The sequence below is a fragment of the Allobosea sp. Root381 genome (assembly GCF_001429395.1).
Classification (GTDB): domain Bacteria; phylum Pseudomonadota; class Alphaproteobacteria; order Rhizobiales; family Beijerinckiaceae; genus Allobosea.
The window spans coordinates 78,097-104,138 of the sequence record NZ_LMJT01000011.1 but is presented as its reverse complement, the minus strand read 5'-3'; the positions used below and the strand labels follow the sequence as shown (position 1 = coordinate 104,138).

Sequence of the window (26,042 nt, the reverse complement as noted above, 5' to 3'; positions counted from 1 at the left end):
GAAACCAGAACGGGCAGTCTCACCGAAACCGGCTCAAGGGGGTCAAAGTTGGACGCCGATCCCCCGCCTCAAGGGGTCAAACTTGCACGCCGAAACACATATACGCCGCTCCCGGCTGGTGAATACACGCTAGAGATCGTGGAGAGCGAGTACAAGGCGACGTCTAAGGGCACGGGCATGCTGCTGGCCTGCAAGGCCCAGGTCGTTGGCGGCGATCACGACGGCCGCCCGTTCTACATCAAATACAACCTCGAGAACCAGAACGACACGGCGCAGGAGACCGGACAGCGCGAATTCGCTGGCCTGCGGCGGGCGACCGGAGTGCTGGCGCCGGAGGATTCCGCGGAGCTCCACTTTATCCCGTTCCGCGTGAAGATTGGCATCAAGGCCCGAAAGGACACGGGCGAACTCGAGAATAATATCAAGGAATATCTGTTCGGGGACGAGCCAGCACCCGAGCCCCGCTACCCGGATGTGAGGACGACCGGGTAGCGGAAGGCTGCCTGAGAATCGTGGCCCCTTTCAGGGACGCCGGGTCGTTCAGGCTTGGGGGCAATTTGAATAACCCGGCGCCACCGCCCGACCAAAGCCGCAACGGCCAGCAACACGGCGCGCCGGGTAGGGCCGAAATGCGGCGCACCACGACCTTATTCGTGTTACGTGAAAAGCGGAAGGCAACCTGCGGAAACGCCAGAGGCCACCGCAACGAGGCCGGTCACTCGTAAGGGTGGCCGGCTTTCTTGCGCTAATGCCTAGTGAGTGCGCGGCTCGGCTCCCATCAAATAGCGGGAGACGGCGAGTTCCAGCGCGTCGCGCTCGTGTTCTTCGGGGCTCTTCGCTTTGGCGCCGTCCAGTACTCTGATGCGCGATAGCGCCTCTCGGTACCCGTGCTCTGACGAGATTAGAAAAAAATACTGGACGTCGTTGCGGCCCGATCCTTGATTTTGCATCGCGAGACTCCTGCGCGAACGATCCTACGCCTACCGAGCGAACGAGTACCAGCGAATCATTCGCGAGGCGAAACCCGCAGCAGCAGCGCCGCGATAGCCCGCCCTCAGAGATGGGGGCGGGTTTCCTATTGGCCTTATTGTCCGTATTTGCCACGTTGTCAGTTAGGCTGTTCGTTATGATATCACAGAGGCGGTGCTTTTTGGTCAACGTCCAATGGGAAGCGGGGAGGGCCGGTATGTGTTTCAGCATATGCCCTCTAACTAATTGATTTAATTCAGGCCAGCGCCAGCGCGATCCGTACCCGCCGGTTCTGCTTGCCCTTTTTCTCGATATCGGTGACCGCGACAAGGCCGATCTCGGCGGTGTTGCGGACATGAGTGCCGCCGCAAGGCTGCAGGTCGATGTCACCGATCGCGACAAGCCGGACCCGGCCCGAGCCGCGCGGCGGCTTCACCGACATCGTCTTGACGAGGCCCGGATTCGCATCGAGTTCGGCGTCGGTGATCCAGCGTTCGCTGACATCGGCATTGCGGGCGATCAGCGCGTTGAGCTTGTCAGTGATCTCCGCCTTGTCGAGGCCGCCCTCCGGAATGTCGAAATCCAGCCGGCCGTCGCCATCCGCGATCGAGCCGCCGGTGACAGGATAAGCCAGCACGACGCTGAGCAGATGCAGCGCGGTGTGGATGCGCATGCGCTTCAGCCGCTTTTCCCAGTCGAGCACGGCCGTCAGCGTCTCGCCCGGACTAGGCAGCGGCTGCCCTTCGAGCGGCACATGGATCACGCGGCTCTTATCCTCGGGGTCGTAGATCGCAGTGCCGATCGCGATCGTGCTCCCGTCCTCGCGCCGCAGCGTCCCGGAATCGCCGGGTTGCCCGCCGCCGGTCGCATAGAAGACGGTGCGGTCAAGAATGATGCCGCCGCGTTCGTTCACGGCCTCGACCGCCGCCTTCGTCTCGGTGAGATAGGCATTCTCGCGAAAGAGCAGGTCGGTCGGCATGATACGTGGGCTCGCTGTCGGGGAGCCGGCCTGGCGCGCAGGCTCCGGAAAGGGAGCGGAGATTGCACGGATCGGGCAGGGCATGCCACAGCTGTTTCGGCCGGCCGAGGCAGCGGCTGCGTCCTGCGGCTGTGTCGGTGCGGCCCCTTCCGCCAAGGTAGAGCTGGCCCTACACAGGCTCCGGCTGCCCGAGCTACCCGTGAGGTTCCATGTCATTGCCGCGCATGCTGCCGCAGGACGGCGTCGCCTGGATCACCGGCGGCAGCTCGGGGATCGGCGAGGCCGTGGCGCTGGAACTGGCGCGGCGGGGCTGGACGGTCGCGATCACGGCGCGCCGCCTCGAACTGCTCGAGAATGTCGCGCAGCGCGCCCAGGGGCTGCCCGGCCGTGTTGTCGCCCATGCCGGAGACGTCACCGACATGGGCTCGATGACGGCCGTGATCGAGGGAATCGAAAGCATTCACGGGCCGATCGCCCTGGCCTTCCTGAATGCGGGAATCGCGCCGGCATCGAAGGGGCTTCTCGACATGGGAGCCTTCGAGCAGACGATCGCGGTGAACCTCGTCGGGGTCGCTCGCGGCCTCTCGGTGGTGATGGAGCGCATGTCGGCGCGCGGCCGCGGGCACATCGCCGTTAACGCCTCAATCGCCGGTTTCGGCGGCCTGCCCGGCGGTTCGGCCTATGGCGTCTCCAAGGCCGCCGTGATCCATCTCTGCGAGGCGCTGAAATTCGAATGCGACAGGCACGGCATCCGCCTGCAGCTCGTCAATCCCGGCTGGGTCGACACGCCTTTGAGCCGAAGCAAGAGCGTGGCGATGCCGCTGATCATGCCGCAGGAGCAGGCGGCCCGGCGAATCGTCGATGGTTTTGCGCGGGCAGGCTTCGAGATCACCTTTCCGCGCCGGCTGTCATGGCTGCTGAAGGGCGTGAACCTGCTGCCTCGCCCGGCCTATTTCTGGCTGCTCGACCAGGCCGGTCGGCGGAAGGGAACGACTCCGCCTTGAGATCGAGAGCGCAGGGCAGCGGCAGCCCGGCTCAGGCGGAACGTATCACCTGCAGCGCTTCCAGTGCCCGCCTGCGGCCGAAATCGAGCTCGACAATCGGCCGGGGATAGGTTTCCCCGAGCTCAATGCCTGCATCTCGAAGCACGGCATCCTGGGCCTTCCAAGGCTCGTGGATTACCGCATCGTCCAGCCCTGCGATCTCGGGCACCCAGCGGCGCACGTAAACGCCCTTCGGATCGAATTTCACCCCCTGCGTCACCGGGTTGAAGATCCGGTAATAGGGCGAGGCGTCCGCGCCGGAGCCGGCGACCCATTGCCAGCTCGCCGGGTTGTTGGCCGGATCGGCATCGACGAGCGTGTCCCAGAACCATTCCTCGCCCTGCCGCCAGTCGATCAGCAGGTGCTTGATCAGGAACGAGGCGACGATCATCCGGACGCGGTTGTGCATCCAGCCTGTGGTCCAGAGCTGGCGCATTCCCGCATCGACGATCGGATATCCGGTCAGGCCTCGCTGCCAAGCTTTTAGCGCAGCGGAATCCTTCCGCCAGGGGAAGGCGTCGAAGCGCCGGTTGTAGTTCTCCGCCGCGAGGGCGGGGTTGTGGAAAAGCAGATGATAGGAGAATTCGCGCCAGCCGATCTCGGACAGGAATTTTTCAGCATCGGCCGCGCTTCCCGTCGCCTCGCCGCTCTCGCTCGCGGTTCGGGTCGCGTGCCAGATCTGCCGCGGGCTGATCTCGCCGAAGCGCAGATACGGCGAAAGCCGTGACGTTCCCTCGCGGTCGGGGCGGTCGCGCTGCTCGCCATAGCCGTCGAGCGGACCGGAGAGGAAGTCGCCGAGACATTCGCCGGCCGCGGCCTCGCCCGGAAACCAGGCTTCGCGCAGTCCGCCCGCCCAGTCCGGCTTGGTCGGCTCGAGCGCGAGATCGGTGATCGACAGGGCTTCGACCTCCGCCGGCAGCTTCAGCGGCTCGATTCGCTTGGGTGGCGGCAGCGGGGCCGCCGGTTCGCCGCGCTGGCGCGCCGCGCGCCAATAGGCGGTGAACACCTTCATCGGATCGCCGGTTTTGGTGGTCACCTGCCAGGGTTCGTTCAGCAGGGCCGCGTTGAAGCTCTCCACCGTCGTGCCGGCTGCAGTGAGTTCGGTCTTGAGGCGGCGGTCCAGCGCCACCGCTTCACCGTCATAGCGGCGATTCCAGGTGACGAGATCGATGCTGCATTGCGTGACGAGCCGCGTGATGATTGTCGCCGGATCGCCGCGCATCACGACGAGCCGCCCGCCCTTCTTCGCCAGTGCTGATTCGAGCGCCGCGAGCGATTTCGACAGCCACCAAAGGCTGGCACCCCCCAAAGGCCGGCGGGAGCCGCCCCCGTCGAGAACGTACAGGCAAAGCGTCGGGCCGGCGGCGACGGCAGCCGTCAAAGCAGGGTTGTCCGCCAGCCGCAGATCGTCGCGGAACCAATGGAGGGAAGTTGCAGGCATCCAGTCAGCCCCTGACCGCCGGGCGATGCGCCCGGCGGTTGCTTGTCAGCTCACCAGCGGCGATCCCACCGGCGATCTTCATAGTAGTGACCGCGCCGGCCGTATGCGCGCGCATGCGGCGGCGGGCCACCGTAATAGCGTCCATAGCCGCGTCCGTGCCTGCCATAGTAGCGCGGGCCGCTCGAATAGTAGCGCCGGCCATGATGGTATCCACGGTGATTGCGGACCTCCTGAACGAGCAGGCCAGCGGATTCGGCGAGGTTCGGCTCCGGCCCGAAGGCGGGGGCGGCTGAGGCGGGGCCGGACAGGGCTCCGAGGCCAAGGCCCAGTGCAGCCGCTAACATGAGTCTACGCATATCGGTCTCCTTGCCGTTGGCAGTATCGGTCGAAGAGACCAGATCCGATCACAACGGCACATGAAGCGAACAGTTCGCTGCCGTTCATCTCAAGGCGCGACAGCTCCGGTTCGCCGGAAACACTGGCCATCTGCATGATTGATTCGAGCGGCTCTATGCGGTGATGGCACGTCGCACCCCATCCTTGGACCGGTGGGGAAAAGGCTGGCCGTGATTCCCGCCGCGGTCGAAGCGCGGAGGCGGATCGCCATGCCGACGCTCAGGGCAGGGATACCGATGCTTCTTTCGGGCGTAATTGGAGTTTGCGCGGACAGCAAAAGGGTCTGGTCGCGTTGCGCGTCCAGACCCTTCAAAACGCTGGCTCCCGGAGCAGGATTCGAACCTGCGACCAATCGATTAACAGTCGATTGCTCTACCGCTGAGCTATCCGGGATCGGTGGCGGCGTAATAGCGGCGCCCATGCTGCGGCGCAACCCCTTTTCCGAGGAAAGCGCGCGATTGTTCCGGCCGTCATCATTCTGTGCTGTTGGCGGTTGCAGCCGGCCGCGGCATGTGGTTATAGCGGCGCTCGGTGGCCCGCTTAGACGTGGGCTCCGCGGAAGGCCTCGTGGCGGAGTGGTTACGCAGAGGACTGCAAATCCTTGCACCCCGGTTCGATTCCGGGCGAGGCCTCCAAATTTTCTTTCCCAGAGAGTTCGATTGAACAGGCGGCGGGCCGGCGTGGACGCGGGCCGCGGCGGCTTGCCTTTTGCAGCGCACTCGAACAGAAAGCACACGGGCGGCCACGGGGCCGGCAGGGCGGGCGTTTTGCCGCGTCTGTCCGGCAGTCGGTTTCAGGGCCGATGCCCAAAAGAGCCGCGGACGGAGATTTCGGGACATGGAGAGTTTCGCCGCACTGCGCCGCATGATGGTGGACTGCCAACTGCGGACCTATGACGTGATGGACCGCGCCGTCCTGGCCGCGGCCGACGAGGTTCCGCGCGAGGCCTTCCTGCCCGAAACGCTGGCCCATCTGGCCTATCTCGATCAGCCGGTGCCGCTGCCCGGGACGGGCCGGGCGCTGATGACGCCGATGGTGATCGCCCGCATGATCCAGCTTCTGGATCTGCAGCCGGGTGAGGACGTTCTCGAATATGGCGGGGCAACCGGCTATGGCGCCGCGCTGATGGCCCGCATGGGCACGCAGGCCACGCTCTGGGAGCCCGACGTGGCCGCTCATGCGCTGGCGGAGCCAGCTCTGCGCGAGGCTGGCGTTGCCGTGTCGGTCACGGCGAATCGCCCCGCCGATGCTGCTTTCGATGCGATTCTGGTCAGCGGCGCCTGCGAGACGGCTCCGGAGACGCTCTTTTCGCTGCTGCGCCAGGGTGGGCGGCTCATCGTCGTCGAGGGGCTGGGCCGCTCGGCGAGGGTCAAACTTTACCAGGAATCAGGCGGAAACGTCTCGGGGCGGCCGGTTTTCGACGCTGCTGCGCCGGCTTTATCGGAGTTCCGTCGGGCCCCGGCCTTTGTCTTCTGAGTTCATCCGAGTGTCGCATTTTTGCGGCACTGGGCAAATCAAAGCTTGGCCTGCCCCATCTGCGCATTGGCGCAAATGCCCGGTCAGGTTATGTAATAGTCTACACGTATGCCGAGGCTGGGGCGATGCCTGGGCGCGACTCGAGTCCGCACATGAGGCGTCCAGTGACAAGACATAATATCGGGAAGACCACGGGGCTCGGTTTCGCGGCGGCGCTCGGCTTTGCGCTCGCGGCCGGCGTGGCGCCCACAGCGCTGGCGCAGACCATGGATGCAGCTCTGGCGCGAGCCTATGCCGGCAATCCTACCCTGAACGCACAGCGCGCCTCGGTTCGGGCCACCAACGAGAACGTGCCGCAGGCTCTGTCCGGCTATCGGCCGCGGATCACGGCTTCCGCCGACATCGGCGCCAGCATCACCGATACCCGGTTGCCCGCGCTCGGCAACTCGACCACGCGGCTCGGCCCGCGCGGCGCCGGCGTGCAGATCGACCAGAACATCTTCGATGGCGGCAAGACGCGCAGCTCGGTCAGCCAGGCCGAATCGCTGGTGCTTGGAGCGCGCGCCACCCTGCAGAACACCGAGCAAAACGTCCTGCTCGACGCCGCTACCTCCTATATGAACGTGCTGCGGGACACCGCGATCCTCGATCTCAACCGCAACAACGTCGAAGTTCTGGAAGAGCAGTTGCGCCAGACGCGCGACCGCTTCCAGGTCGGCGAGGTGACGCGCACGGACGTGGCTCAGGCCGAGGCGCGGCTGTCGCAGGCGCAGTCGCAGGCGATCCTCGCCGAATCGAACCTCAAGACCTCGATCGCGCGTTATCGGCAGAATGTCGGGACGGAGCCGAGGCAGCTCGCGCCGGGCCGCCCGGTCGAGAAGTTCCTGCCGAGATCGTTGCCGGCCGCCCTCAACGCGGCTCTCTCCAGCCATCCCGCCATCGTCGCATCGCTGCACGGCGTCGATGCGGCGGAGCTGCAGGTCAAGGTGACGGAAGCCGATCTTTACCCGACGCTCGGTGTGCGTGGCCTCGTGCAGCAGCGCTACGATACCCAGCAGTTCGGCGACAACCGCACATCGGCCAGCATCGTCGGCACGCTCACGATCCCGATCTACGAAGGTGGCCAAGTCTATTCGCGCACCCGGCAGGCCAAGGAAACGGCCGGCCAACGCCGGATCGAGGTTGATACGCAGCGCGACACCGTCCGAGCCGCTGTGGTTTCCGCCTGGGGCGCGCATGATGCGGCAAAGGCCCAGATCATCGCCGCGCAGGCTCAGGTCCAGGCTGCGGAAACCGCGTTGGCCGGCGTCCGCGAGGAAGCCAAGGTCGGCCAGCGCACCACACTGGACGTCCTCAACGCCCAGCAGGAGCTCGTGATCGCGCGCTCGACGCTGGTGACGGCTCAGCGCGACCGCGTCGTGGCCTCTTATGCCGTGCTTTCGGCCATCGGTCGGCTCTCGGCGGAAACCCTGAAGCTGAGGGCGCAGATCTACGACGCTCGCAAGCATTACGACCAGGTCAAGGGCCTGCTCTGGGGCACGCAGACTCCCGACGGACGCTGAGCTGGCCAGGGCGCAGGCCGTCTGCCTGCGCCGCCTCCAGGCGGGGAGGCGAGACGCTGCCGCTCCAGCCTGCATCGACATTAGCGCAACAGCCAGAATTTCCTTGTGGGCGGAAGGACATGCCGGCTTGCCTGGCATCGCTCCGGTGAAATACTCGACGGGCGGGGCTGCCTTGATTCGTTCGATGCGCCCGGAGTCGAGTGGTCCGGAAACAGATGAGCGCGCAACCGAAGCCCAACGAACCGTCGATGGAGGAGATTCTCGCCTCCATCCGGCGGATCATCGCGGATGACGAGGGCAAGCCCGCCGAGGCGGAAGGAGCAGCCGAGGAGGCTGCTGTGGTCCAGCCTGCGCCGGCCGACAACTCAGCCGATATCATCGACGAGGACGTGCTCGATCTCGGAGCCGAGGCCGCTCTGCTTCCGGCGCCCGAGCCGGAGCCCGCGGCAGCGCCAGAGACGCGCATGCCCGATGGCGACGTCGATTTCATCGAGCCCGTACCGCCAGAGCCCGCCCCGGCGCCGATCGAGCCGGTCCGGGAGCCGGTCGCTGCCGTCGAGATGCCGCAGCACGCCGCTCCATCCTTCGACATGGCTCAGTTGCTGTCCGACCAGACCAGCTCGGCGGTCAACAGTGCCTTCGGCCATCTCGCCCATACCGTCCTGACGAACAACGCGCGCACGCTCGAGGATCTCGTCAAGGACATGCTGAAGCCGATGCTCAAATCCTGGCTCGACGACAACCTGCCGACCATGGTCGAACGGCTCGTTCGCGCCGAGATCGAGCGGGTGGCGCGCGGCGGGCGGAGCTGACGCGGCTTTCGTCGTGGCGCCAGACGTGGGTCAGCGCTTGGGCGGCAGCCTCGAGCGCCGAGGCGGCGTGCTCTTCACGGCGCGGAACGCTCCTGCATCGTTCAACTGCTTGACGGCGAAAGCGAGCAGGGTCATCGCCGCTGTCGGCGCTCCGAGCCGCGATACAAGCATCGAGAGCGCGACGGCGACCGGGCGCGGATAGCGGCCCGAGGCGGCTTCTGCGGCGATCCAGGCGCCGACGGCGTGAACAAGCAGATTCATCAGAGCGTCACCTTCCTGTTGATGCCGAGGTCCGGCTTGGAGCCGGTGAGGGCGGCGGCAGCCATCTTCACGGTCGTGACCAGCTTGCCCGGGCTGTCCCAAAACTCCGCCATCGAGGGGCGCACGCGCAGGACGCGAATGTTCGGATCGTCCTCGCTGTCCCAGAACGCCTTATTGGAGGGATCCCACAGCGCGTGAACCTTGGCGCGGTCGTCGAGGACCGTGGCCGTTCCGGTGACCGAGACGTAACGCATGCCGCTATTGTCCGCGAAGGCGACGCAGACATTCTCATTGAGATTGATCTCGTCGTCCTTGTGATGGCGACGGTCGGTCAGGAAATAGATCGAATCGTCCTCGCGTTGGCCGTGTGCATGCATCGGGCGGGCACGCAGCTCGTCGCCGTCGCCGTCATGGGTGACCAGCATCGCGAATTTGATATCTTCGATGAGGTCCCAGACGCGATCCTGGTCGCTGTGATGGCTCATGGTTAAGCTCCTCGCTTGTCTGGAGACTCAAACTGGCGGACGGCACGACAGGTTCCTTCAGCGCGCTTCTCGAAACGAGCAGCGCAACTCCTAAAGGCTGGCCGGATGGAACGCGCATGGCACTCGCGCGTATCCCTCGCGGCATCAGCTTGCCCGGCAACCCGTCCTATCCGTCCAGGGAGTACGCCATGAAGAAGCACGCATCCGCAGCCGCCGGTAGCAAGGCAACGACTGGGAACAAGACCGCGGTCGGATCCGCGAGCTCGAAGATCGTGAAGAGCAGCAAGGTCGATCTCGCCTCGAATACCAAGAGCCAGGTCGCCGGGCTGCTCAATGCGCGGCTTGCCGACGGGATCGATCTCGCGCTCCTGACCAAGCAGGCGCATTGGAACCTGAAGGGGCCGGGCTTCATCGGCATTCACAAGATGCTGGACACTTTCCGCGGCGAACTCGACGTTCATGTCGACACGGTCGCCGAGCGCATCGCGCAACTCGGCGGCATCGCCTTCGGCACGACCCAGACGACCGCCGCATCGAGCTCGCTCAAGCCCTACCCGACCGATATCGTCGCGGTAAAAGATCACCTCGACGCGCTCATTGATCGTTATGCCGAAGCAGCGAACCTCGTCCGCGAGGCTATCGATGCGAGCGACGAGGCCGGCGATGCCGGCACCGCTGACCTGCTGACCGGTTATTCGCGCATGCTCGACAAGGCGCTCTGGTTCCTGCAGTCGAACCTCCCGGCGTGAGGGGTAACGCCCTTCGCGCGGTGTCGTGGCCCCACGGGCCATGGTTGACGCGAGGGGGTTGCTTGGGTTCTTAAGTCCTCCAACCTTCCAGGCCTTAAATCTCACGGCCGGGGCCCGCCCCCGGCCGTTTTGCGTTCGAGCGAAGCGATGATGGACAAGACATTCGAGCCGGCCGCCGTCGAGGCGCGGATCAGCAAGGCCTGGGAAGAGGCCAACGCCTTCGCCGCGGGGCGTGGTGCGCAGCCTGGTGCGGAACCCTATTGCATCGTGATCCCGCCGCCGAACGTGACGGGCTCTCTGCATATGGGGCATGCGCTCAACAACACGCTGCAGGACGTGCTCTGCCGCTTCGAGCGCATGCGCGGCAAGGACGTGCTCTGGCAGCCGGGCACCGACCATGCCGGCATCGCGACGCAGATGGTCGTCGAACGCAGGCTTGCCGCCGAGAACAAGACCGACCGTCGCAGCATGGGCCGCGAGGCCTTCCTGGGCGAGGTCTGGCGCTGGAAGGAAGAGTCGGGCGGGACAATCGTCAATCAGCTCAGGCGTCTCGGTGCCTCCTGCGACTGGTCGCGCGAGCGCTTCACGATGGATGAGGGTCTGAGCGCCGCCGTGCTGAAGGTCTTCGTCGGCCTTCACCGGCAGGGGCTGATCTACCGCGCCAAGCGGCTGGTCAACTGGGATCCGAAGTTCCAGACAGCGATCTCGGACCTCGAAGTCCTGCAGGTCGAGAAAACCGGCTCATTCAAATGGCAGCGCGGCGGCGAGGAGGCCTTCGACGCCGCCAAGCTCGACAAGGTCCTGAACAAGGATCCGAACGGGCATCTTTATTATTTCAACTATCCGCTCGAAGGCGTCGTCTACGACGCCGACGATGCCTCGACCTTCATCACCGTCGCGACGACGCGGCCGGAGACGATGCTGGGCGACACGGGCGTCGCCGTGCATCCTGAGAACGAGACGCTCGGGCAATTGATCGGTCGCAACGTCTTGCTGCCGCTGGTCGGGCGCATCATCCCGATCGTTCCTGACGACTACGCCGACCCCGAGAAGGGCACCGGCGCGGTCAAGATCACCCCGGCGCACGACTTCAACGACTTCGAGGTCGGCAAGCGTCACAAGCTCGCCGTCATCAACATCCTCGACGGCGAGGCGCGCATCCTGCTCGACGAGAACGAGGATTTCCTGGCCGGCAGCACGCCCGAGAAGGCGGCGCTTGCCCTGCACGGCCTTGACCGCTTTGCCGCGCGCAAGGCTGTCGTGGCCCTGATGGCCGAGCGTGGGTTGCTCGCCAAGGTCGAGCCTAATACGAACACGGTTCCCCATGGCGACCGCTCCGACGTCGTGATCGAGCCCTGGCTGACCGACCAGTGGTATGTCGACGTCAAGCCGCTCGCCAACCGGGCGCTGAAGGCGGTGCAGGACGGGCGCACGAAGTTCACGCCCGAAAGCTGGACCAAGGTCTACTACGACTGGCTGGAGAACATCGAGCCCTGGTGCGTCTCGCGCCAGCTCTGGTGGGGACATCAGATTCCGGCCTGGTACGGGCCGGACGGCGAGTGTTTCGTCGCCGAATCCGAGACGGCGGCGCAGGCGCTGGCCGTGAACCACTATGGTGGGCCGGTCGCGCTCACCCGCGACGAGGACGTGCTCGACACCTGGTTTTCCTCGGCGCTCTGGCCGTTCTCGACTCTGGGCTGGCCGGACGATACGGCCGAGCTCAAGCGCTACTACCCGACGGCGACGCTCGTTACCGCTTTCGACATCATCTTCTTCTGGGTCGCCCGGATGATGATGATGGGCCTCAACTTCATGGACGAGGTGCCGTTCAGGGACGTCTATATCCACGCCATCGTTCGCGACGAGAAGGGCGCGAAGATGTCGAAGTCCAAGGGCAACGTCATCGACCCGTTGACGCTGGTCGATCAGTACGGGGCGGACGCTCTGCGCTTCACGCTTTCCGCGATGGCGGCGCAGGGGCGCGACATCAAGCTCGCGACTTCGCGCGTCGAGGGCTACCGCAACTTCGCGACCAAAATCTGGAACGCCGCCCGCTTCGCGGAACTCAACGGCTGCGCCCGCGCGGCGGGCTTCGATCCGGCAGCGGTGAAGCAGCCGCTCAACCGCTGGATCCTCAGCGAGGCGGCGACCGCGGCCGAGGAGATCGCGGCCGGCATTCCTACCTTCCGCTTTAACGAGGCGGCCGGCGCCGCCTATCGTTTCGTCTGGAACCAGTTCTGCGACTGGTATCTGGAATTGGCCAAGCCGGTTTTGCAGGGCGAGGGCGTCGATCCGGCCGAAAAGGCCGAGACGCAGGCGACGACCGCCTACGTTATCGACCTGATCTGCCAGCTGCTGCACCCCTTCATGCCCTTCCTCACCGAGGAGCTCTGGGCCCAGAAGGCGGGCGAGGGGGCTCCCCGCGAACTGATGGCGGGCGATGCCTCGCTCGTCTGCCTGACGCGGTGGCCGGACCTCTCGGCGTTGAAGGACGCGGCGGCGGAGGCCGAGATCGGCTTCGTCGTCGATTTGATCTCGGACATCCGCTCGGTGCGCTCCGAGGTCAATGTTCCGGCTGGCACCCAGGCGCCGCTCGTGCTCGTCAACGCCTCGGCGGCAACGCGCGGCACGATCGAGAGTTGGCGGCCGATGATCGAGCGGCTCGCCCGCATCTCGGGCATTGCCTTCGAGACCGCCTCGCCGGGGCAATCGGCGCAGATCATCGTGCGGGGCGAGGTCGCGGCCCTGCCGCTCGCCGGCATCATCGATCTGGAGGTCGAAAGGGTCCGTCTGACCAAGGAGATGGCCAAGCTCGACCAGGACATCGCGGTCGTCGACAAGAAGCTCGGCAACCCCGATTTCATGGCGCGCGCGCCGGACGAGATCGTCGAGGAGAACCGCGACCGCAAGGCCGCCGCGCAGGCGCGCAAGCTGAAGATCGCCGAGGCGTTGGCACGGCTCTCCTGAGCCGCGCCCGCATCCGGCCATGACTCCGTCTTCAAATTGACCTTCGCGTAAGACAAGGCTGGCATTCTCCCGCCGAGACGGTTAGATGCGCGTTGGGTGCAAACCTGTCATGCGCCTCGATGCCAATAACCCAGGACCGGTTGTTTCGTCACGATGCTCAAGCGAGCCTATGACTGGTGCGTTTCGTACGCATCTCATCCAGCGGCCCCGTGGCTGCTTTTCGCCATCACATTCGTCGAGAGTTCGGTCAGCCCGCTGCCGCCGATCCCCTTGCTGATCCCGATGTGCATCGCGCGCCCAGACAGGGCCTGGTTCTACGCGGGCATCTGCTCGCTCGGCGCCGTCCTCGGTGGCTATCTCGGCTATGCGATCGGCGCCTTGCTCTATGACTCGCTGGGCATGTGGCTGATCAGCCTCTACGGGCTGCAAGACAAGGCGGCGACCCTCATCAACAGCTCGCAGGATTACTGGTTCTGGGTGCTCGTCACCAAGGGCCTGACGCCGATCCCGTTCAAGATCGTCACGATCATGTCCGGCTTCCTGCACTTCGACCTCTTGAAGTTCACCATCGGCATGGTGGTCTCTCGCGCTACTTTCTTCCTGATGATCGCGGTTGCGTTGCGCTACTACGGCGACGACATCCGCATCTTCATCGAGAAGCACCTGCCGATGACGGCCCTGGCGCTGCTCGTCGTCGTTGTCGGCGGCTTCTTCGTACTGCCCCTCATCCTTTGAGCGGCCGCTGCGTCACCCGCACCCGGATATTGTGACATCGGCGCAACATCGGCAGGAGAACGGCTTATGACGCCGGCTCCAGAGCATAAGTGCCGCGAAGCCGCCACAAACGACGCTCACCAAAACAGGGCGTTAAGCGCCTGAGATTTATTCAAATTGGAGCTAAACGCGCGGGTTCGGACGAGGTTCCGGGCGGACCGCGGGTTTCGGGGGCGCGGATTGCTCCAGGCTTGCGTGGCGTGGCAAATCTCTGCGCCGTGTTGGGTCAGGGGAACGGGACGAGTGGCTATGGATGCGCCTGTGTTCGACAAGTCGAGGTTGCCGAGCCGCCATGTGAGCGTGGGCCCGGCGAAGGCTCCGCACCGTTCCTATTATTACGCGATGGGCATGACCGCGAAGCAGATCGCGCAGCCCTTCATTGGCGTCGCCTCCTGCTGGAACGAGGCCGCTCCCTGCAACATCTCGTTGATGCGCCAGGCCCAGGCGGTCAAGAAGGGTGTTGCCTCCGCCAGCGGCACGCCGCGGGAATTCTGCACCATCACCGTGACGGACGGCATCGCCATGGGGCACCAGGGCATGAAGTCGTCGCTGGCCTCGCGCGAGGTCATCGCCGACTCGGTCGAGCTCACCATGCGCGGCCATTGCTATGACGGACTCGTCGGCCTTGCAGGCTGCGACAAGTCGCTGCCTGGCATGATGATGGCGATGGTGCGCCTCAACGTGCCGTCGATCTTCATCTATGGCGGCTCGATCCTGCCCGGCACGTTCAAGGGCAAGCCGGTCACGGTGCAGGACGTCTTCGAGGCCGTCGGCAAGCACTCAGTCGGCGCCATGTCGGATGAGGATCTTCAAGAGTTGGAAGAGGCGGCGTGCCCGTCATCGGGCTCCTGTGGCGCGCAGTTCACCGCCAACACCATGGCGACGGTTGCCGAGGCGATCGGGCTCGCCTTGCCCTATTCCTGCGGCGCCCCGGCGCCCTACGATGTTCGTGACGCCTTCTGCTACACGGCCGGCGAGATGGTCATGGACCTGATCGCCCGCAATATCCGTCCGCGCGACATCGTCACCCGCAAGGCCCTCGAGAATGCGGCGATGGTCGTCGCCGCGACTGGCGGCTCGACCAACGGCGCGCTGCACCTGCCGGCGATCGCGCATGAATGCGGCATCGACTTCGATCTCTTCACCGTTGCCGAGATCTTCAAGAGCACGCCCTACATCGCCGACCTGAAGCCGGGCGGCAAATATGTCGCCAAGGACATGTTCGAGGTCGGCGGCATCCCGCTGGTGATGAAGAGCCTGCTCGATGGCGGCTATCTCCATGGCGACTGCCTGACGGTGACCGGCCGCACCATCGCCGAGAACCTCGCCTCGGTGAAGTGGAACGACCAGCAGGATGTGATCTACCGTACCGACAAGCCGATAACGGCGACCGGCGGCGTCGTCGGCCTCTCAGGCAATCTCGCAACCGAGGGCGCAATCGTGAAGATCGCCGGCATGCCCGAGGACAAACTCGTTTTCACCGGACCGGCGCGCTGCTTCGACTGCGAGGAGGATGCCTTCAAGGCCGTAACCGAGCGTAGCTACAAGGAAGGCGACGTTCTGGTGATCCGCTACGAGGGTCCCAAGGGTGGGCCGGGCATGCGCGAGATGCTCTCGACCACCGCAGCGCTCTACGGGCAGGGCATGGGGGACAAGGTCGCGCTGATCACCGACGGCCGCTTCTCGGGCGCCACCCGCGGTTTCTGCGTCGGCCATGTCGGGCCGGAAGCCGCGGTCGGCGGGCCGATCGGCCTGATCCGCGACGGCGACATCATCGAACTCGACGCCATCACAGGAAAGCTCGCAGTCCGCCTTTCTGATGCCGAACTTCAGGAGCGTCGTAAGAGCTGGAAGCCGCGCAAGACCGACTACAACTCGGGCGCGCTCTGGAAATACGCGCAGACGGTCGGCCCTGCCCAAGGGGGGGCCGTAACCCACCCCGGCGGCGCGGCCGAGACCCATTGTTATGCGGACATCTGACCTCACGATCGCAGCACTCTTCCTGGTCCTGGGCAGTCAATCGACTGCCTGGGCGCAGGGGGACGCGAGCGGTCGCGCGCTGGTTCCGCCCCGCCCGATCCCGGGCATCGCCTTGCCCGAGCCCGAGAGCGGGCCTGAGGATGCCGTCGACGTCCCGGCCATCGCGCCCGCGCCGAGCGGGCCGGCTGCTCACACCGCCCTGCCGATGGCGCCCTTCAGCAGCGCCCGCGACGCGATCCGGGCCTGGATGCGCGATTCCACCGCCGGAAACCAGGCCGGTGCCGTGCGTGCGCTGGAATACGCCGCGGCCCAAGGGCATTTGACGGCACAGTTCAAGCTCGGCCGGATGTATGCCGGCGGCGAGGGCGTTCCTGCCAATGATCTCAAGGCGTTCGAGTATTTCTCGAAGATCGCGGATGAGAATGCCGACGCCATTCCGGGCACGGCCGATGGCCGCATCGTCGGTGGTGCCTTCGTCGCGCTCGGAGGCTATTTCACCGACGGCATCAAGGGCAGCTATGTCAGGCCCAATGCCGACCGGGCCTTCGACATGTATCACTACGCCGCTTCCTATTTCGGCGACCCGGAAGGCCAGTACAATCTAGGCCGGCTCTATATGAACGGGCAGGGCACCCGCCGGGACGCACGCCAGGCGGCACGCTGGATGAAGCTGGCGGCCGAGAAGGGCTATGCGCCGGCCCGCGCCGTCTTTGGCGAAATGCTGCTGCGCGGAGGCGAAGGCGTGCCCCGCCAGCCGGTCATCGGCCTGATGTGGCTGGCACTGGCCCGCGAGGGCGTCGACCCCAGCCGCGAGGGCTGGATCATCGAGCGCCATGACGCCGCCTTTGCCGCGGCTTCCACCGGCGACCGGACGGCAGCGCTGGCCCTGGTCGAACGTCAGCAGGTTGCGGGCGCGCGGTCGCTGCGCTGAGGGCGCTCCCTCGCTACGGCAAGGCGCTTCCGTCGGTCTCGGGCTGTTCTTAGGCCGCCCGGAGTTCGATCATGACCGGGACATGGTCGGACGGCTTTTCCCAACCGCGCACATGCTTGGCGATCTGGACGCCGGTCAGCCTGTCGGCCGCCTGAGGCGACAGCAGCAGATGGTCGATGCGGATGCCGTTGTTGCGCTGCCAGGCACCAGCCTGATAGTCCCAGAAGGTGTAGAGCCCGCTGGCGTCGGTCGAGGCACGCAGGGCCTCGGTCAGTCCCAGATTGATCAGCTCGCGGAAGGCGGCGCGCGTCTGCGACAGGAACAACGCGTCGGACACCCAGGCCGCAGGGTCGCGTGCGTCCCTTGCTTCGGGAATGACGTTGTAGTCGCCCGCCAGGACCAGCGGCTCCTCATGGGTGAGCAGCATCTGCGCATGGGTGGTCAGCCGCCTCATCCAGCCGAGCTTGTAGGGATATTTCTCAGTGTTGGGCGGGTTGCCGTTGGGCAGGTAGATCGAGGCGAGGCGCACGACGCCATTCCCGAGCGGCAATACTCCTTCCAGATAGCGCGCCTGCTCGTCAGCCTCATCTCCCGGCAGGCCACGCCGGACGTCCTCGAGTTTCGCCCGCGAGATGATGGCGACGCCGTTGAAGGTCTTCTGCCCGAGCGTCTCGACCTGCCAGCCCGCTTCCTCGATCTCGCTGCGCGGGAAATCGCCGTCGAGGCACTTGATCTCCTGCAGGCATAGCGCGTCGGGCTCCACTTCCTTCAGGAAGTCGAGCAGATGGCCGAGCCTCTGGCGGACGGAATTGACGTTCCAGGTGGCGATGCGCAAGGGCCGGCTCCGAGTGGATGGAATACGTCGCGAGGATAGGCGCGTTCACGGCGTAAGGAAAACGCAGCGACAAAAAAGCCTCCCGGCGTCGTTGCCGGGAGGCTTGCCTGTCCGCGTGGTCAGGCGATGTCAGGGGCAGGCACGAACCACGCCGCCAGTCGCGATGTAGGTTCCGGTCTCCGGGTTGTAGGTGCGGAAGCGGCGCGAGCAATACGCCACGGCGTCGACATCCTCGACACCGTAGACGGGCCCCGGATAGACCGGCACCGGTTCGACATAGCGCGGCCCGGCCAGCGCACCCGCCGCCAGAGCTCCGCCGATTACGCCGGCCGCAATTCCGGCGCCGACGGCCGCGCCGCGGCCGCCACGGTAGTACCCGCCACGATAGCCGTAACGCGGGCCATAACCGTAGCGCGGTCCGTATCCGTAGCGCGGGCCGTAGCGGCGATACTGCACCGTCTCGACGAGGTCGCTACCGCCGCCGGCCAGAGCCGGCGCCCCGGCGGCACCGATGGGCGCCGCGCTCGCAGGTGCCGCCAACAGGGCTCCACCGACGAGAGCGGCAGCAATGGTCAAGGTCTTGATCACTGGAAATCCTTTCCTCTCCGATTCGGCAGGAAGCTTGCGCATTCCTCTGAATGAGATCTCCAAGCGTAGCTTCTACGCTGGTCTTGCGAAAGCCTTGCACGCGATATCGTCAAAAATTCGTCGCCAGACAGAAGATTTTTTGCGCAGACGATACTTTTTGCGCGGGCGGTTGCACGTTCGCTCTTGGCGCCCCATCTAGCCTCGGCATATTTTGCGCCGCACCATACATTCGAAGGACTTTAGCTCCGATGTCGCATCCCGGCCCGAAGGCTGCCGATCCCACCATGGCCAGGGCGCTGCGGCCATTGCCCTTCATCATCTTTGGTTCACGCTGGCTGCAACTGCCGCTCTATATGGGGCTGATCGTCGCGCAGTGCGTCTACGTCTTCCTGTTTCTCAAGGAGTTGGTGCACCTCGTTACCCACTCGTTCTCCTTCAGCGAGCAGCAGATCATGCTGGTCGTGCTGGGGCTGATCGACGTGGTGATGATCTCGAACCTGCTGATCATGGTCATCGTCGGCGGCTATGAGACCTTCGTCTCGCGCCTGCGACTCGAGGGGCACCCCGATCAGCCTGAATGGCTCAGCCACGTCAACGCCAGCGTTTTGAAGATCAAGCTCGCCATGGCGATCATCGGCATCTCGTCGATCCATCTGCTGCGGACCTTCATCGAGGCCGGCAATATTGGCGGCACCACTCGGACGACGGACTACACCGAGACTGGCGTGCTGCTGCAGACGATGATCCATGTCGTCTTCATCCTCTCGGCGATCGGCATCGCCTGGGTGGACAAGATGACGGTATCGCCAGGCAAGGCGCATTGACAGGAAAAGGGCATTACCGGGCTAAGCAAGGCGCAGGCCCGGTAATCTCTGGCAGGCGATGCTCGGGTCGAGCCCGAGGAGGATGTCCTTGCCCCTATTGCCCCCGGCCGGTCCGTGCCGCGAACCGGATCGCCTCCTCGGCGGCCCGGAACAGCGCCTTCGCCTTGTTGACGCATTCCGTCTGCTCGGAGGCCGGGTCCGAATCGTAGACGATGCCGGCGCCGGCCTGGACATGCATGCGCCCGTCCTTGACGACAGCCGTGCGCAGCACGATGCAGGTGTCCATCTCGCCGCTGGCGCCGAAATAGCCGATGCAGCCGCCATAGGCGCCGCGCGCGTCGTGCTCGAGCTCGTCGATGATCTCCATGGCCCGGACCTTCGGCGCTCCGGAGACCGTGCCCGCCGGGAAACCGGCGGAGAGCGCCGCCAGCCCGTCATGGCGCGGGTCGATCTCGCCTTCGACATTCGAGACGATGTGCATGACCTGGCTGTAGCGCTCGATGAAGAAGGAGTCGGTGACCTTCACCGAACCGATCTTCGCGACGCGCCCGACATCGTTGCGCCCGAGATCGAGCAGCATCAGATGCTCGGCGCGCTCCTTCGGATCGGCCAGCAGTTCCTGAGCCAGCGCGTCGTCCTCGGCCGCCGTCGCGCCGCGCCGGCGCGTGCCGGCGATGGGGCGGATGGTGACGGTGTCTTCGCGCAGCCGAACCAGGATCTCGGGGCTCGAGCAGACGATCTGGAAGTCGGCGAAGTCGAGATAGCACAGGAAGGGCGCGGGGTTGACCCGCCGCAGCGCGCGGTAGAGCGCGAAAGGCGGCAGTGCGAAGGGCGCCTCGAAGCGCTGCGACAGCACGACCTGGAAGATGTCGCCGGCGCGGACATAGTCCTGCGCCCGTGCCACCATGGCGTGGAACTCGTCTTCGCTGGTGTTCGAGACGATCGCCGGCTCGGGCAGGGCGGCGATGTCGATCGCAGCCTCCGCGGGCAGGGGGCCTTCGAGCGCCCGCACGACGGCGTCGAGCCGGTCCTGCGCGCGCTCATGGGCGGCCCGTGCGGGCACCCCGGGCTGGTGGCGCACGGGCGTCACCACATGGATCTCGTCACGGACCGAATCGAACACGACCATCAGCGTCGGCCGGGTCAGGATCGCGTCCGGGACGCCGGTCCCGGTCTCCTTCGGCTCGGCCAAGCGCTCCATCAGGCGGACCATGTCGTAGCCGAGATAGCCGAAGACGCCAGCAGCCATCGGTGGCAGGTCGCTCTCCGCATCTGCTCCCGGAATGGCGCTCTCCTCGAGCAGGGCGCGCAGGCTCTCGAAGGCCGGCCGCGGATCGGCGAGGAAGTCGTCGCCCAATGCAGGGCGGCAGATCGCCGCCTCGCCGCGATGGCAGCGCCAGATCAGGTCCGGCTCCAGCCCGATCATCGAGTAGCGGCCGCGCACGGCTCCGCCCTCGACCGATTCGAGCAGGAAGGCCGGCCCCGCCGTGGCGTGGCGCAGCTTCAGGAAGGCGGCGACCGGCGTCTCGCAATCCCCGACCAGAACCTGCCGCAACAACTGCGGCGTGCCGGCCTCGTAGGCGGCCGCGAAACCATCGTGATCCTGCGCCGTCGACATGATCAGTTCTGAGTGCCGCCGGTGGCGTTCCGGAAGGCGGTCTCGTTGACCGTCACGCCGAGATCGCTCTGCAGCTTGGCGACGTACTGGGCCAGGATGTCCTCGCTGATGCTCGCGCCGAGCTGCCGGGCAAAATTATCAGCCTCCTGTGTGGTGCGGGCATAGCTCGGCACCGTCGCCGTATCGACCCGGAACAGGATGCGCCCGCCATCGGTGACGGAAGCCGAGTTGCTCTTGCCGGCCGCCGTTCCGAAGATCAGGCTGACGACATTGGCCGGCAGGTCCGGACGCTGGTCCTGGCGGCCGATGTCCTGCGCTTGCTCGATGGTCAGCCCGGCCGATGCCGCGACCGCATCGAAGGCCTCGCCCTTGTCGAGCCGCTCGACCAGCTCGCGCGCCTTGGCGGAGAGCCGCGTCGACACCTCGTCGGCGTGCCACTGGGCCTCGACCTGCGCCTTGACCTCCTCGAAACTCTGGTCGCGCGCGGGATCGATCTTCGTCACCGCGTACCAGACATAGCCGGCGTCGCGCGGCAGCCTGATCGCCTCGCTATCGACGCCGATGTCGGAGCGGAAGATCGCCTGCGCGGTCGCATCGCCACCCGGCAGAGCCGGCTCAGCCGAACCGTCCGGCCGGCGCAGGCCGGAATCGACGGGCCCGACGCTGCGCAGCGGCAGGTTGAATTCCTTGGCGATCTCCGCCAGCGGCTTGGCGCTGGCGCGCTGATCCTCGATCTTGTCGTGCATCTCGCTGATCCGGCTTGCGGCGCGGCTGGTCGCAACCTCGGCCCGGACCTCGGCGGCGACGTCCTCGAAGGCGCGCACGTTTTCCGGCGTGACCACGGTAACGCGCAGCAGCACCGGCCCGAAGGCGCTGGCGGCCGGCGCGCTGACCGCGCCCTCGGCGAGGGCGAAGGCGGCTTCCCGCACCACGGGGTCGAAAATCTGCGTCCGCGTGAAGGTGCCGAGCGTCAGATCGGCGTCGGCGACATTGCGCGCGGCTGCGATTGCCTCGAAGGTTTCGCCAGCGTCGATACGCGCCTTGGCAGCCTGTGCCTCCTCGGCATTCGGGAAGGCGATCTGCTGGATCGTGCGAGTCTCGGTCGTGGTGAAGCGCTGCGCCTTCAGCTCCTCGTAGCGGGCCTTCGCATCCTCGTCGGCAACGGTGCCGGCATCCGCCAGCGTTTCGGCCGTGATCGCGAGGATGTCGGCGGTGCGCTGCTCGGGGGCGCGGAAGGCGCCCTTGCGCTCGTCGAAGAAGGATTTCAGCTGGGCTTCGGTCGGCGCGGGAATCTCGCCGGCGAGGCTGGGCGCCATCTGCGCGAAGCTCACGCTGCGGCGCTCGTTGCGCAGGCGGTGGCCGAGCTCCTGCAGGGCGACCGGCGCGGAGACCGCGCCGACGACCATCTCGGCCAGCTGCTGGCGCAGGATCGTGGCGCGCTGCTCGCGGACATAGACCTGCTCGGTGAAGCCGTTCGAGCGGAGCAGCTCGTTGAAGCGGGCGGCGGAGAAATTGCCCGAGGCATCGCGGAAGGCGGGATCGGCGAAGATCAGTTGGCGAATCGTCTCGTCGGAGACGGCGAGCCCCATGCGCTGCGTCGTCTGGTCGAACACCGATTCCGTCACCAGGCGCGACAGCGCCTGCCGGTCGAGGCCGAGGGCGCGGGCCATGTCGGGCGTGATCTGGCGGCGCTGCTGGCGCGTCAGATTCTGCACGTCGTTCTGGTAGGCGGTGCGCAACTGCTCGAGGCCGATCTCGGCCTTGCCGACGCGGGCCACGGAATTGCGGCCATATCCCTGGAAGATGTCGCCGATACCCCAGATCGCGAAGGAGAAGATGAGGAAGCCGAACAGCGTGAAGATGATGAGCTTGCCGACCAAGCTCTGGCCCGCCTTGCGGATGCCCTGCATCATCATTGGGATGTATCTTTCCTTGGGCCTGGTGCGGCGCCGACCTCGCCGCCATCGGTTTTGTTCGGGCTGCTTATAGGAACCGGAGCGCCAAGCCGCAATCGCCAGCGCAGATTCGCGCCAGCGCGGATTCGCCACGTCCCGCCGCCCGAGATTGCGGCGGCGGGCGGCCATTGCTAGAGCGGCTGGGCAAATTTACGGAGGATCCGACGTGACGCGCAGCATCAGGCCGCTTGTGGCCGGCAACTGGAAGATGAACGGGCTCAAGGCCGATCTTGCCATCGCGGCCGAGGTCGCCAAGGGCTACGACGCGGAGTTCGCAGGAGCGGTCGACCTCGCCATTTGCCCGCCGGCCAGCCTGCTCTATCCCACCAGCGTCGCGCTGATCGGCTCGCGCATCGCCACCGGTGGCCAGGATTGCAGCACGCAAGCAAGCGGCGCCTTCACCGGCGAGATCTCGGCCGCGATGCTGGCGGATGCCGGGGGCACCTTCGCGATCGTCGGCCATTCCGAGCGGCGCACGCTGCATGGCGAGAGCAACGCGACGGTGAAGGCCAAGGCCGAGGCGGCGCAGAAGGCCCGGATCGTGCCGATCGTCTGCGTCGGCGAGACGAAGGATGAACGCGAGGCCGGAAAGGCGCTCGCCATGGTGAAGAAGCAGCTGCGCGGCTCGTTGCCCGAGGGCTCGACGGCGGCGACGCTGGTCGTTGCCTATGAACCGGTCTGGGCGATCGGCACTGGTTTGACGCCGACTGCGGCCGATGTCGCGGAAATGCATGAGGCTATCCGCACCGAGCTCGCCCGGCTGCTCGGCAAGGCCGCCGCGGCCGGTGTCCGGCTGCTCTACGGCGGATCGGTCAAGCCGTCGAACGCCGCCGAGCTGATGAATGTCGCCAATGTCGATGGCGCGCTCGTCGGCGGCGCCAGCCTCAAGGCCGGGGACTTCCTGGCGATCGCCCGCGCCTGCGCCTGAGGCCGACAAGTCGCGCCGCTCGGATGACGCCGTGCGAATGCCCGCATGGCGGCTCTTCCGGGGTGGTGCGCTTCGCCGGCTCATGCTATGTGCCGCGCCGAGTTCGCCTGCCGGGTCCCGGCGAGAGGCGGGCAGGAGGTGCGGGCAGCCCTTGGCGGCGGCTCGCGCCATACCCATTTCGTGAGCCCGTCTCAGTCTGTTGAGAACATGCAGAACGTCATCATCGTCATCCACCTGATCATCGTGGTCGCGCTCGTCGGCGTGGTCCTGCTGCAGCGTTCCGAGGGCGGCGGGCTCGGCATGGGCTCGGGCGGCGGCGCTGGCGCCGGCGGCTTCATGACCGGCCGCGGCCAAGCCAACGCGCTGACGCGGACGACCGCAATTCTCGCGGGCGCCTTCTTCCTGACCTCGATCGTGCTCGCCGTGATGGCGAGCAGCGGCCGTGTCCAGCGCTCGATCATCGACGGCGCGCCCGCGACGAATGCGCCTGTTACACCCGGCGGCCCGAGCGCGCCCAATGCCGGCGGCGTTCTCGACCAGCTCCGGCAGATGCAGGCGCCGAGCGGCGCGCCGCAACCGCCGACGCCGGCGCCTCCGGCGCCGCAGCAGTAAGGACGAGGGCAGGGGCCGGGCGACCGGCCCCTCTCTTTTGGGGAGGCAGGTACTGTTTCGAAAAAACAGATCCCGCTTCTCCGTTGTGGACAAGCGTATCGTGCGGGGGCGGCCTGCATCGAAGCGCTTACCGAATCGAAACCCTGGCGTTAAAGGTGACCTCCCATGACGCGGTATGTATTCATCACCGGCGGCGTGGTGTCCTCGCTCGGCAAAGGCCTGGCGGCGGCGGCGCTCGCCGCTCTCCTGCAGGCGCGTGGCCATACGGTCCGCCTGCGCAAGCTCGACCCCTACCTCAATGTCGATCCGGGCACGATGAGCCCCTATCAGCATGGCGAGGTCTTCGTGACCGATGACGGTGCGGAAACCGACCTCGATCTAGGCCATTACGAGCGCTTTACCGGTCGGCCCTGCAACAAGGGCGACAACATCACCACCGGCCGAATCTACATGGACATCCTGACCAAGGAGCGTCGGGGCGACTATCTCGGCGCGACCATCCAGGTCGTCCCGCATGTCACCAACGCCATCAAGGAGTTCATCCTCGACGGCAACGAGGATTATGACTTCACCCTGGTCGAGATCGGCGGCACGGTCGGCGATATCGAGAGCCTGCCCTTCCTGGAGGCGATCAGGCAGGTGAACCAGCAGCTGCCACGCGGGCAGTGCATCTTCATCCACCTGACGCTGCTGCCCTATATCCCGACCGCCGGCGAGCTGAAGACCAAGCCGACCCAGCACTCGGTCGCGGAACTGCGCTCGATCGGCATCCAGCCGGATATCCTGCTCTGCCGGACCGACCGCGAGATCCCGCGCGAGGAGCGCCGCAAGCTGGCGCTATTTTGTAACGTCAGGGAGACCGCGGTCATCGAGGCCCGCGACGTCGCTTCGATCTACGACGTGCCGCTGTCCTACCACGCGGAAGGCCTCGACAACGAGGTGCTGGCCGCCTTCGGCATGGACGCCTCGGCCGAGCCCGAAATCTCCAACTGGCGCCGCATCTCCGAGCGCGTGAAGAACCCGGAAGGCGAGGTCACCATCGCGGTGGTCGGCAAGTACACCGGGATGAAGGATGCCTATAAGTCCCTGATCGAGGCGCTGATGCATGGCGGCATCGCCAACCGGGTCAAGGTCAATCTCGACTGGATCGAGTCCGAGGTCTTCGAGAAGGAGGACCCGGCGCCGTTCCTGGAGCATGTCCACGGCATCCTCGTGCCCGGCGGCTTCGGCCATCGCGGTGCCGAGGGCAAGATCAAGGCGGCAACCTTCGCAAGGCAGCGCAAGGTGCCGTATTTCGGCATCTGCTTCGGCATGCAGATGGCGGTGATCGAGGGTGCGCGTTCGCTCGCCGGCATCGAGAATGCCAATTCCAGCGAATTCGGCCCGACGACCGAACCCGTCGTCGGCCTGATGACCGAGTGGATGCGCGGCAACGAACTCGAGCAGCGCGGCGCCGACGGCAATCTCGGTGGCACGATGCGGCTCGGCGCCTATGCCTCGACGCTGGGCAGCGGCTCCAAGATCGCGGAAATCTATGGGGCGACGGAGATCTCCGAGCGCCATCGCCATCGCTACGAGGTCAACATGGCCTATCGCGAGCGGCTGGAGGCCAAGGGTATGCGCTTCGCGGGCCTGTCGCCGGACGGGTTGCTGCCCGAGACCATCGAATACCCCGACCATCCCTGGTTCATCGGCGTGCAGTACCATCCGGAACTGAAATCTCGCCCCTTCGAACCGCATCCGCTCTTCGCCAGCTTCATCGAGGCGGCGGTGGTGCAGAGCCGGCTCGTCTGAGCCGGTTCGGCCCGGCTTTGGCGGGTCCGGGCTGACCCGGGCCGGGCGACCTGCTAGAGGTGG

The 26,042-nt window shown here is 66.0% G+C and carries 23 protein-coding genes and 2 tRNA genes; 15 read left to right on the top strand and 10 right to left on the bottom strand.

What is annotated here, in order from left to right; genetic code table 11:
* Positions 1–492: DUF669 domain-containing protein (locus ASE63_RS11495; protein WP_210169313.1), on the top strand; the 492-nt coding region annotated here is incomplete at its 5' end.
* Between the two features lie 733 nt (positions 493–1,225).
* Here ASE63_RS11495 and ASE63_RS11485 read toward each other — a convergent pair.
* A complete protein-coding gene (locus tag ASE63_RS11485; protein ID WP_056801036.1) occupies positions 1,226–1,948 on the bottom strand; it encodes an alanyl-tRNA editing protein in 723 nt (240 codons plus the stop codon).
* A 209-nt stretch (positions 1,949–2,157) separates the two neighbouring features.
* Here ASE63_RS11485 and ASE63_RS11480 point away from each other — a divergent pair, with 209 nt between their 5' ends.
* Entirely contained in the window at positions 2,158–2,952 is a 795-nt protein-coding gene (locus ASE63_RS11480; protein WP_056801034.1) for an SDR family NAD(P)-dependent oxidoreductase, read from the top strand.
* A gap of 31 nt (positions 2,953–2,983) precedes the next feature.
* Here ASE63_RS11480 and ASE63_RS11475 read toward each other — a convergent pair whose 3' ends face one another.
* The 3 genes from ASE63_RS11475 to ASE63_RS11470 all read right to left on the bottom strand — a co-directional run bounded on the left by ASE63_RS11475 (position 2,984) and on the right by ASE63_RS11470 (position 5,221).
* Positions 2,984–4,432 (bottom strand): deoxyribodipyrimidine photo-lyase, encoded by a 1,449-nt coding sequence (locus ASE63_RS11475; RefSeq protein WP_056801032.1) that lies wholly within the window; start codon positions 4,430–4,432, stop codon positions 2,984–2,986.
* A 50-nt stretch (positions 4,433–4,482) separates the two neighbouring features.
* On the bottom strand, positions 4,483–4,788 hold the full coding sequence (locus ASE63_RS27200; RefSeq protein WP_156410304.1) for a hypothetical protein: 306 nt from the start codon (positions 4,786–4,788) through the stop codon (positions 4,483–4,485).
* A gap of 358 nt (positions 4,789–5,146) precedes the next feature.
* A tRNA-Asn gene (locus ASE63_RS11470) sits at positions 5,147–5,221 on the bottom strand.
* A gap of 168 nt (positions 5,222–5,389) precedes the next feature.
* On the opposite strand from ASE63_RS11470, the gene ASE63_RS11465 reads away from it, so the two are divergent.
* The 4 genes from ASE63_RS11465 (at position 5,390) to ASE63_RS28815 (ending at position 8,678) form a co-directional block, all read left to right on the top strand.
* Positions 5,390–5,463: transfer RNA gene (locus tag ASE63_RS11465), tRNA-Cys, on the top strand.
* A gap of 202 nt (positions 5,464–5,665) precedes the next feature.
* Positions 5,666–6,304: a protein-L-isoaspartate O-methyltransferase gene (locus ASE63_RS11460; protein ID WP_056801030.1), complete on the top strand. Its 639-nt coding sequence runs from the start codon at positions 5,666–5,668 to the stop codon at positions 6,302–6,304.
* 164 nt (positions 6,305–6,468) lie between these two features.
* Complete coding sequence (locus ASE63_RS11455; protein ID WP_056801028.1) at positions 6,469–7,866, top strand: TolC family outer membrane protein; 1,398 nt, start codon at positions 6,469–6,471, stop codon at positions 7,864–7,866.
* A gap of 215 nt (positions 7,867–8,081) precedes the next feature.
* On the top strand, positions 8,082–8,678 hold the full coding sequence (locus ASE63_RS28815) for a DUF2497 domain-containing protein (protein ID WP_056801026.1): 597 nt from the start codon (positions 8,082–8,084) through the stop codon (positions 8,676–8,678).
* 30 nt (positions 8,679–8,708) lie between these two features.
* Here ASE63_RS28815 and ASE63_RS11445 read toward each other — a convergent pair whose 3' ends face one another.
* Entirely contained in the window at positions 8,709–8,939 is a 231-nt protein-coding gene (locus tag ASE63_RS11445; RefSeq protein ID WP_056801024.1) for a hypothetical protein, read from the bottom strand.
* A complete protein-coding gene (locus tag ASE63_RS11440; RefSeq protein ID WP_056801023.1) occupies positions 8,939–9,424 on the bottom strand; it encodes a pyridoxamine 5'-phosphate oxidase family protein in 486 nt (161 codons plus the stop codon). Before ASE63_RS11440 ends, ASE63_RS11445 begins: the two co-directional genes overlap by 1 nt.
* A gap of 269 nt (positions 9,425–9,693) precedes the next feature.
* On the opposite strand from ASE63_RS11440, the gene dps reads away from it, so the two are divergent.
* From dps to ASE63_RS11415, 5 genes are all read left to right on the top strand, one after another.
* A complete protein-coding gene (gene dps, locus ASE63_RS11435) occupies positions 9,694–10,173 on the top strand; it encodes a DNA starvation/stationary phase protection protein Dps (protein ID WP_244491377.1) in 480 nt (159 codons plus the stop codon).
* A 147-nt stretch (positions 10,174–10,320) separates the two neighbouring features.
* Positions 10,321–13,140: a valine--tRNA ligase gene (locus ASE63_RS11430; protein ID WP_056801021.1), complete on the top strand. Its 2,820-nt coding sequence runs from the start codon at positions 10,321–10,323 to the stop codon at positions 13,138–13,140.
* 153 nt (positions 13,141–13,293) lie between these two features.
* Entirely contained in the window at positions 13,294–13,875 is a 582-nt protein-coding gene (locus ASE63_RS11425; RefSeq protein WP_056801019.1) for a DedA family protein, read from the top strand.
* A gap of 288 nt (positions 13,876–14,163) precedes the next feature.
* Positions 14,164–15,894 carry a dihydroxy-acid dehydratase gene (gene ilvD / locus ASE63_RS11420; protein WP_056801017.1) on the top strand — a complete coding sequence of 577 codons (1,731 nt, stop codon included), beginning with the start codon at positions 14,164–14,166 and terminating at the stop codon, positions 15,892–15,894.
* Complete coding sequence (locus tag ASE63_RS11415) at positions 15,881–16,825, top strand: tetratricopeptide repeat protein (RefSeq protein WP_082609850.1); 945 nt, start codon at positions 15,881–15,883, stop codon at positions 16,823–16,825. The genes ilvD and ASE63_RS11415 overlap by 14 nt, the downstream gene beginning before the upstream one ends.
* A 49-nt stretch (positions 16,826–16,874) precedes the next feature.
* Here the strand turns inward: ASE63_RS11415 and xth are convergent, their stop codons facing one another.
* The gene (gene xth / locus ASE63_RS11410) at positions 16,875–17,660 is read right to left on the bottom strand and encodes an exodeoxyribonuclease III (RefSeq protein ID WP_056801015.1); all 786 of its coding nucleotides are present in this window, start codon (positions 17,658–17,660) and stop codon (positions 16,875–16,877) included.
* Positions 17,661–17,789: 129 nt separating this feature from the next.
* Complete coding sequence (locus tag ASE63_RS11405) at positions 17,790–18,248, bottom strand: BA14K family protein (RefSeq protein ID WP_244491376.1); 459 nt, start codon at positions 18,246–18,248, stop codon at positions 17,790–17,792.
* A gap of 248 nt (positions 18,249–18,496) precedes the next feature.
* Here ASE63_RS11405 and ASE63_RS11400 point away from each other — a divergent pair, with 248 nt between their 5' ends.
* Positions 18,497–19,072 (top strand): TIGR00645 family protein, encoded by a 576-nt coding sequence (locus ASE63_RS11400; RefSeq protein ID WP_056801013.1) that lies wholly within the window; start codon positions 18,497–18,499, stop codon positions 19,070–19,072.
* Positions 19,073–19,166: 94 nt separating this feature from the next.
* On the opposite strand, the gene trpE is transcribed toward ASE63_RS11400, so the two are convergent.
* Positions 19,167–20,690 carry an anthranilate synthase component I gene (gene trpE / locus ASE63_RS11395; protein WP_056801011.1) on the bottom strand — a complete coding sequence of 508 codons (1,524 nt, stop codon included), beginning with the start codon at positions 20,688–20,690 and terminating at the stop codon, positions 19,167–19,169.
* A 2-nt stretch (positions 20,691–20,692) separates the two neighbouring features.
* On the bottom strand, positions 20,693–22,606 hold the full coding sequence (locus tag ASE63_RS11390) for a SurA N-terminal domain-containing protein (RefSeq protein ID WP_244491375.1): 1,914 nt from the start codon (positions 22,604–22,606) through the stop codon (positions 20,693–20,695).
* Between the two features lie 205 nt (positions 22,607–22,811).
* Between ASE63_RS11390 and tpiA the strand changes: the two genes are divergently transcribed.
* The 3 genes from tpiA (at position 22,812) to ASE63_RS11375 (ending at position 25,979) form a co-directional block, all read left to right on the top strand.
* On the top strand, positions 22,812–23,573 hold the full coding sequence (gene tpiA, locus ASE63_RS11385) for a triose-phosphate isomerase (RefSeq protein ID WP_056801009.1): 762 nt from the start codon (positions 22,812–22,814) through the stop codon (positions 23,571–23,573).
* A gap of 207 nt (positions 23,574–23,780) precedes the next feature.
* A complete protein-coding gene (secG, locus tag ASE63_RS11380) occupies positions 23,781–24,185 on the top strand; it encodes a preprotein translocase subunit SecG (protein ID WP_056801007.1) in 405 nt (134 codons plus the stop codon).
* Positions 24,186–24,350: 165 nt separating this feature from the next.
* Positions 24,351–25,979: a CTP synthase gene (locus tag ASE63_RS11375; RefSeq protein WP_056801005.1), complete on the top strand. Its 1,629-nt coding sequence runs from the start codon at positions 24,351–24,353 to the stop codon at positions 25,977–25,979.
* Positions 25,980–26,042 lie beyond the last annotated feature (63 nt).

Bases quoted from the DNA above. Each gene is read 5' to 3' on its own strand.
- ASE63_RS11400 (WP_056801013.1), top strand. From the start codon at position 18,497: ATGTCGCATCCCGGCCCGAAGGCTGCCGATCCCACCATGGCCAGGGCG.
- ASE63_RS11445 (WP_056801024.1), bottom strand. From the start codon at position 8,939: ATGAATCTGCTTGTTCACGCCGTCGGCGCCTGGATCGCCGCAGAAGCC.
- ASE63_RS11475 (WP_056801032.1), bottom strand. From the start codon at position 4,432: ATGCCTGCAACTTCCCTCCATTGGTTCCGCGACGATCTGCGGCTGGCG.
- secG (WP_056801007.1), top strand. From the start codon at position 23,781: ATGCAGAACGTCATCATCGTCATCCACCTGATCATCGTGGTCGCGCTC.
- ASE63_RS11460 (WP_056801030.1), top strand. From the start codon at position 5,666: ATGGAGAGTTTCGCCGCACTGCGCCGCATGATGGTGGACTGCCAACTG.
- ASE63_RS11415 (WP_082609850.1), top strand. From the start codon at position 15,881: ATGCGGACATCTGACCTCACGATCGCAGCACTCTTCCTGGTCCTGGGC.
- ASE63_RS11375 (WP_056801005.1), top strand. From the start codon at position 24,351: ATGACGCGGTATGTATTCATCACCGGCGGCGTGGTGTCCTCGCTCGGC.
- ASE63_RS11390 (WP_244491375.1), bottom strand. From the start codon at position 22,606: ATGATGATGCAGGGCATCCGCAAGGCGGGCCAGAGCTTGGTCGGCAAG.
- ASE63_RS11425 (WP_056801019.1), top strand. From the start codon at position 13,294: ATGCTCAAGCGAGCCTATGACTGGTGCGTTTCGTACGCATCTCATCCA.
- ASE63_RS28815 (WP_056801026.1), top strand. From the start codon at position 8,082: ATGAGCGCGCAACCGAAGCCCAACGAACCGTCGATGGAGGAGATTCTC.
- ASE63_RS11485 (WP_056801036.1), bottom strand. From the start codon at position 1,948: ATGCCGACCGACCTGCTCTTTCGCGAGAATGCCTATCTCACCGAGACG.
- ASE63_RS11480 (WP_056801034.1), top strand. From the start codon at position 2,158: ATGTCATTGCCGCGCATGCTGCCGCAGGACGGCGTCGCCTGGATCACC.
- trpE (WP_056801011.1), bottom strand. From the start codon at position 20,690: ATGTCGACGGCGCAGGATCACGATGGTTTCGCGGCCGCCTACGAGGCC.
- ASE63_RS11440 (WP_056801023.1), bottom strand. From the start codon at position 9,424: ATGAGCCATCACAGCGACCAGGATCGCGTCTGGGACCTCATCGAAGAT.
- ilvD (WP_056801017.1), top strand. From the start codon at position 14,164: ATGGATGCGCCTGTGTTCGACAAGTCGAGGTTGCCGAGCCGCCATGTG.
- ASE63_RS27200 (WP_156410304.1), bottom strand. From the start codon at position 4,788: ATGCGTAGACTCATGTTAGCGGCTGCACTGGGCCTTGGCCTCGGAGCC.
- ASE63_RS11430 (WP_056801021.1), top strand. From the start codon at position 10,321: ATGATGGACAAGACATTCGAGCCGGCCGCCGTCGAGGCGCGGATCAGC.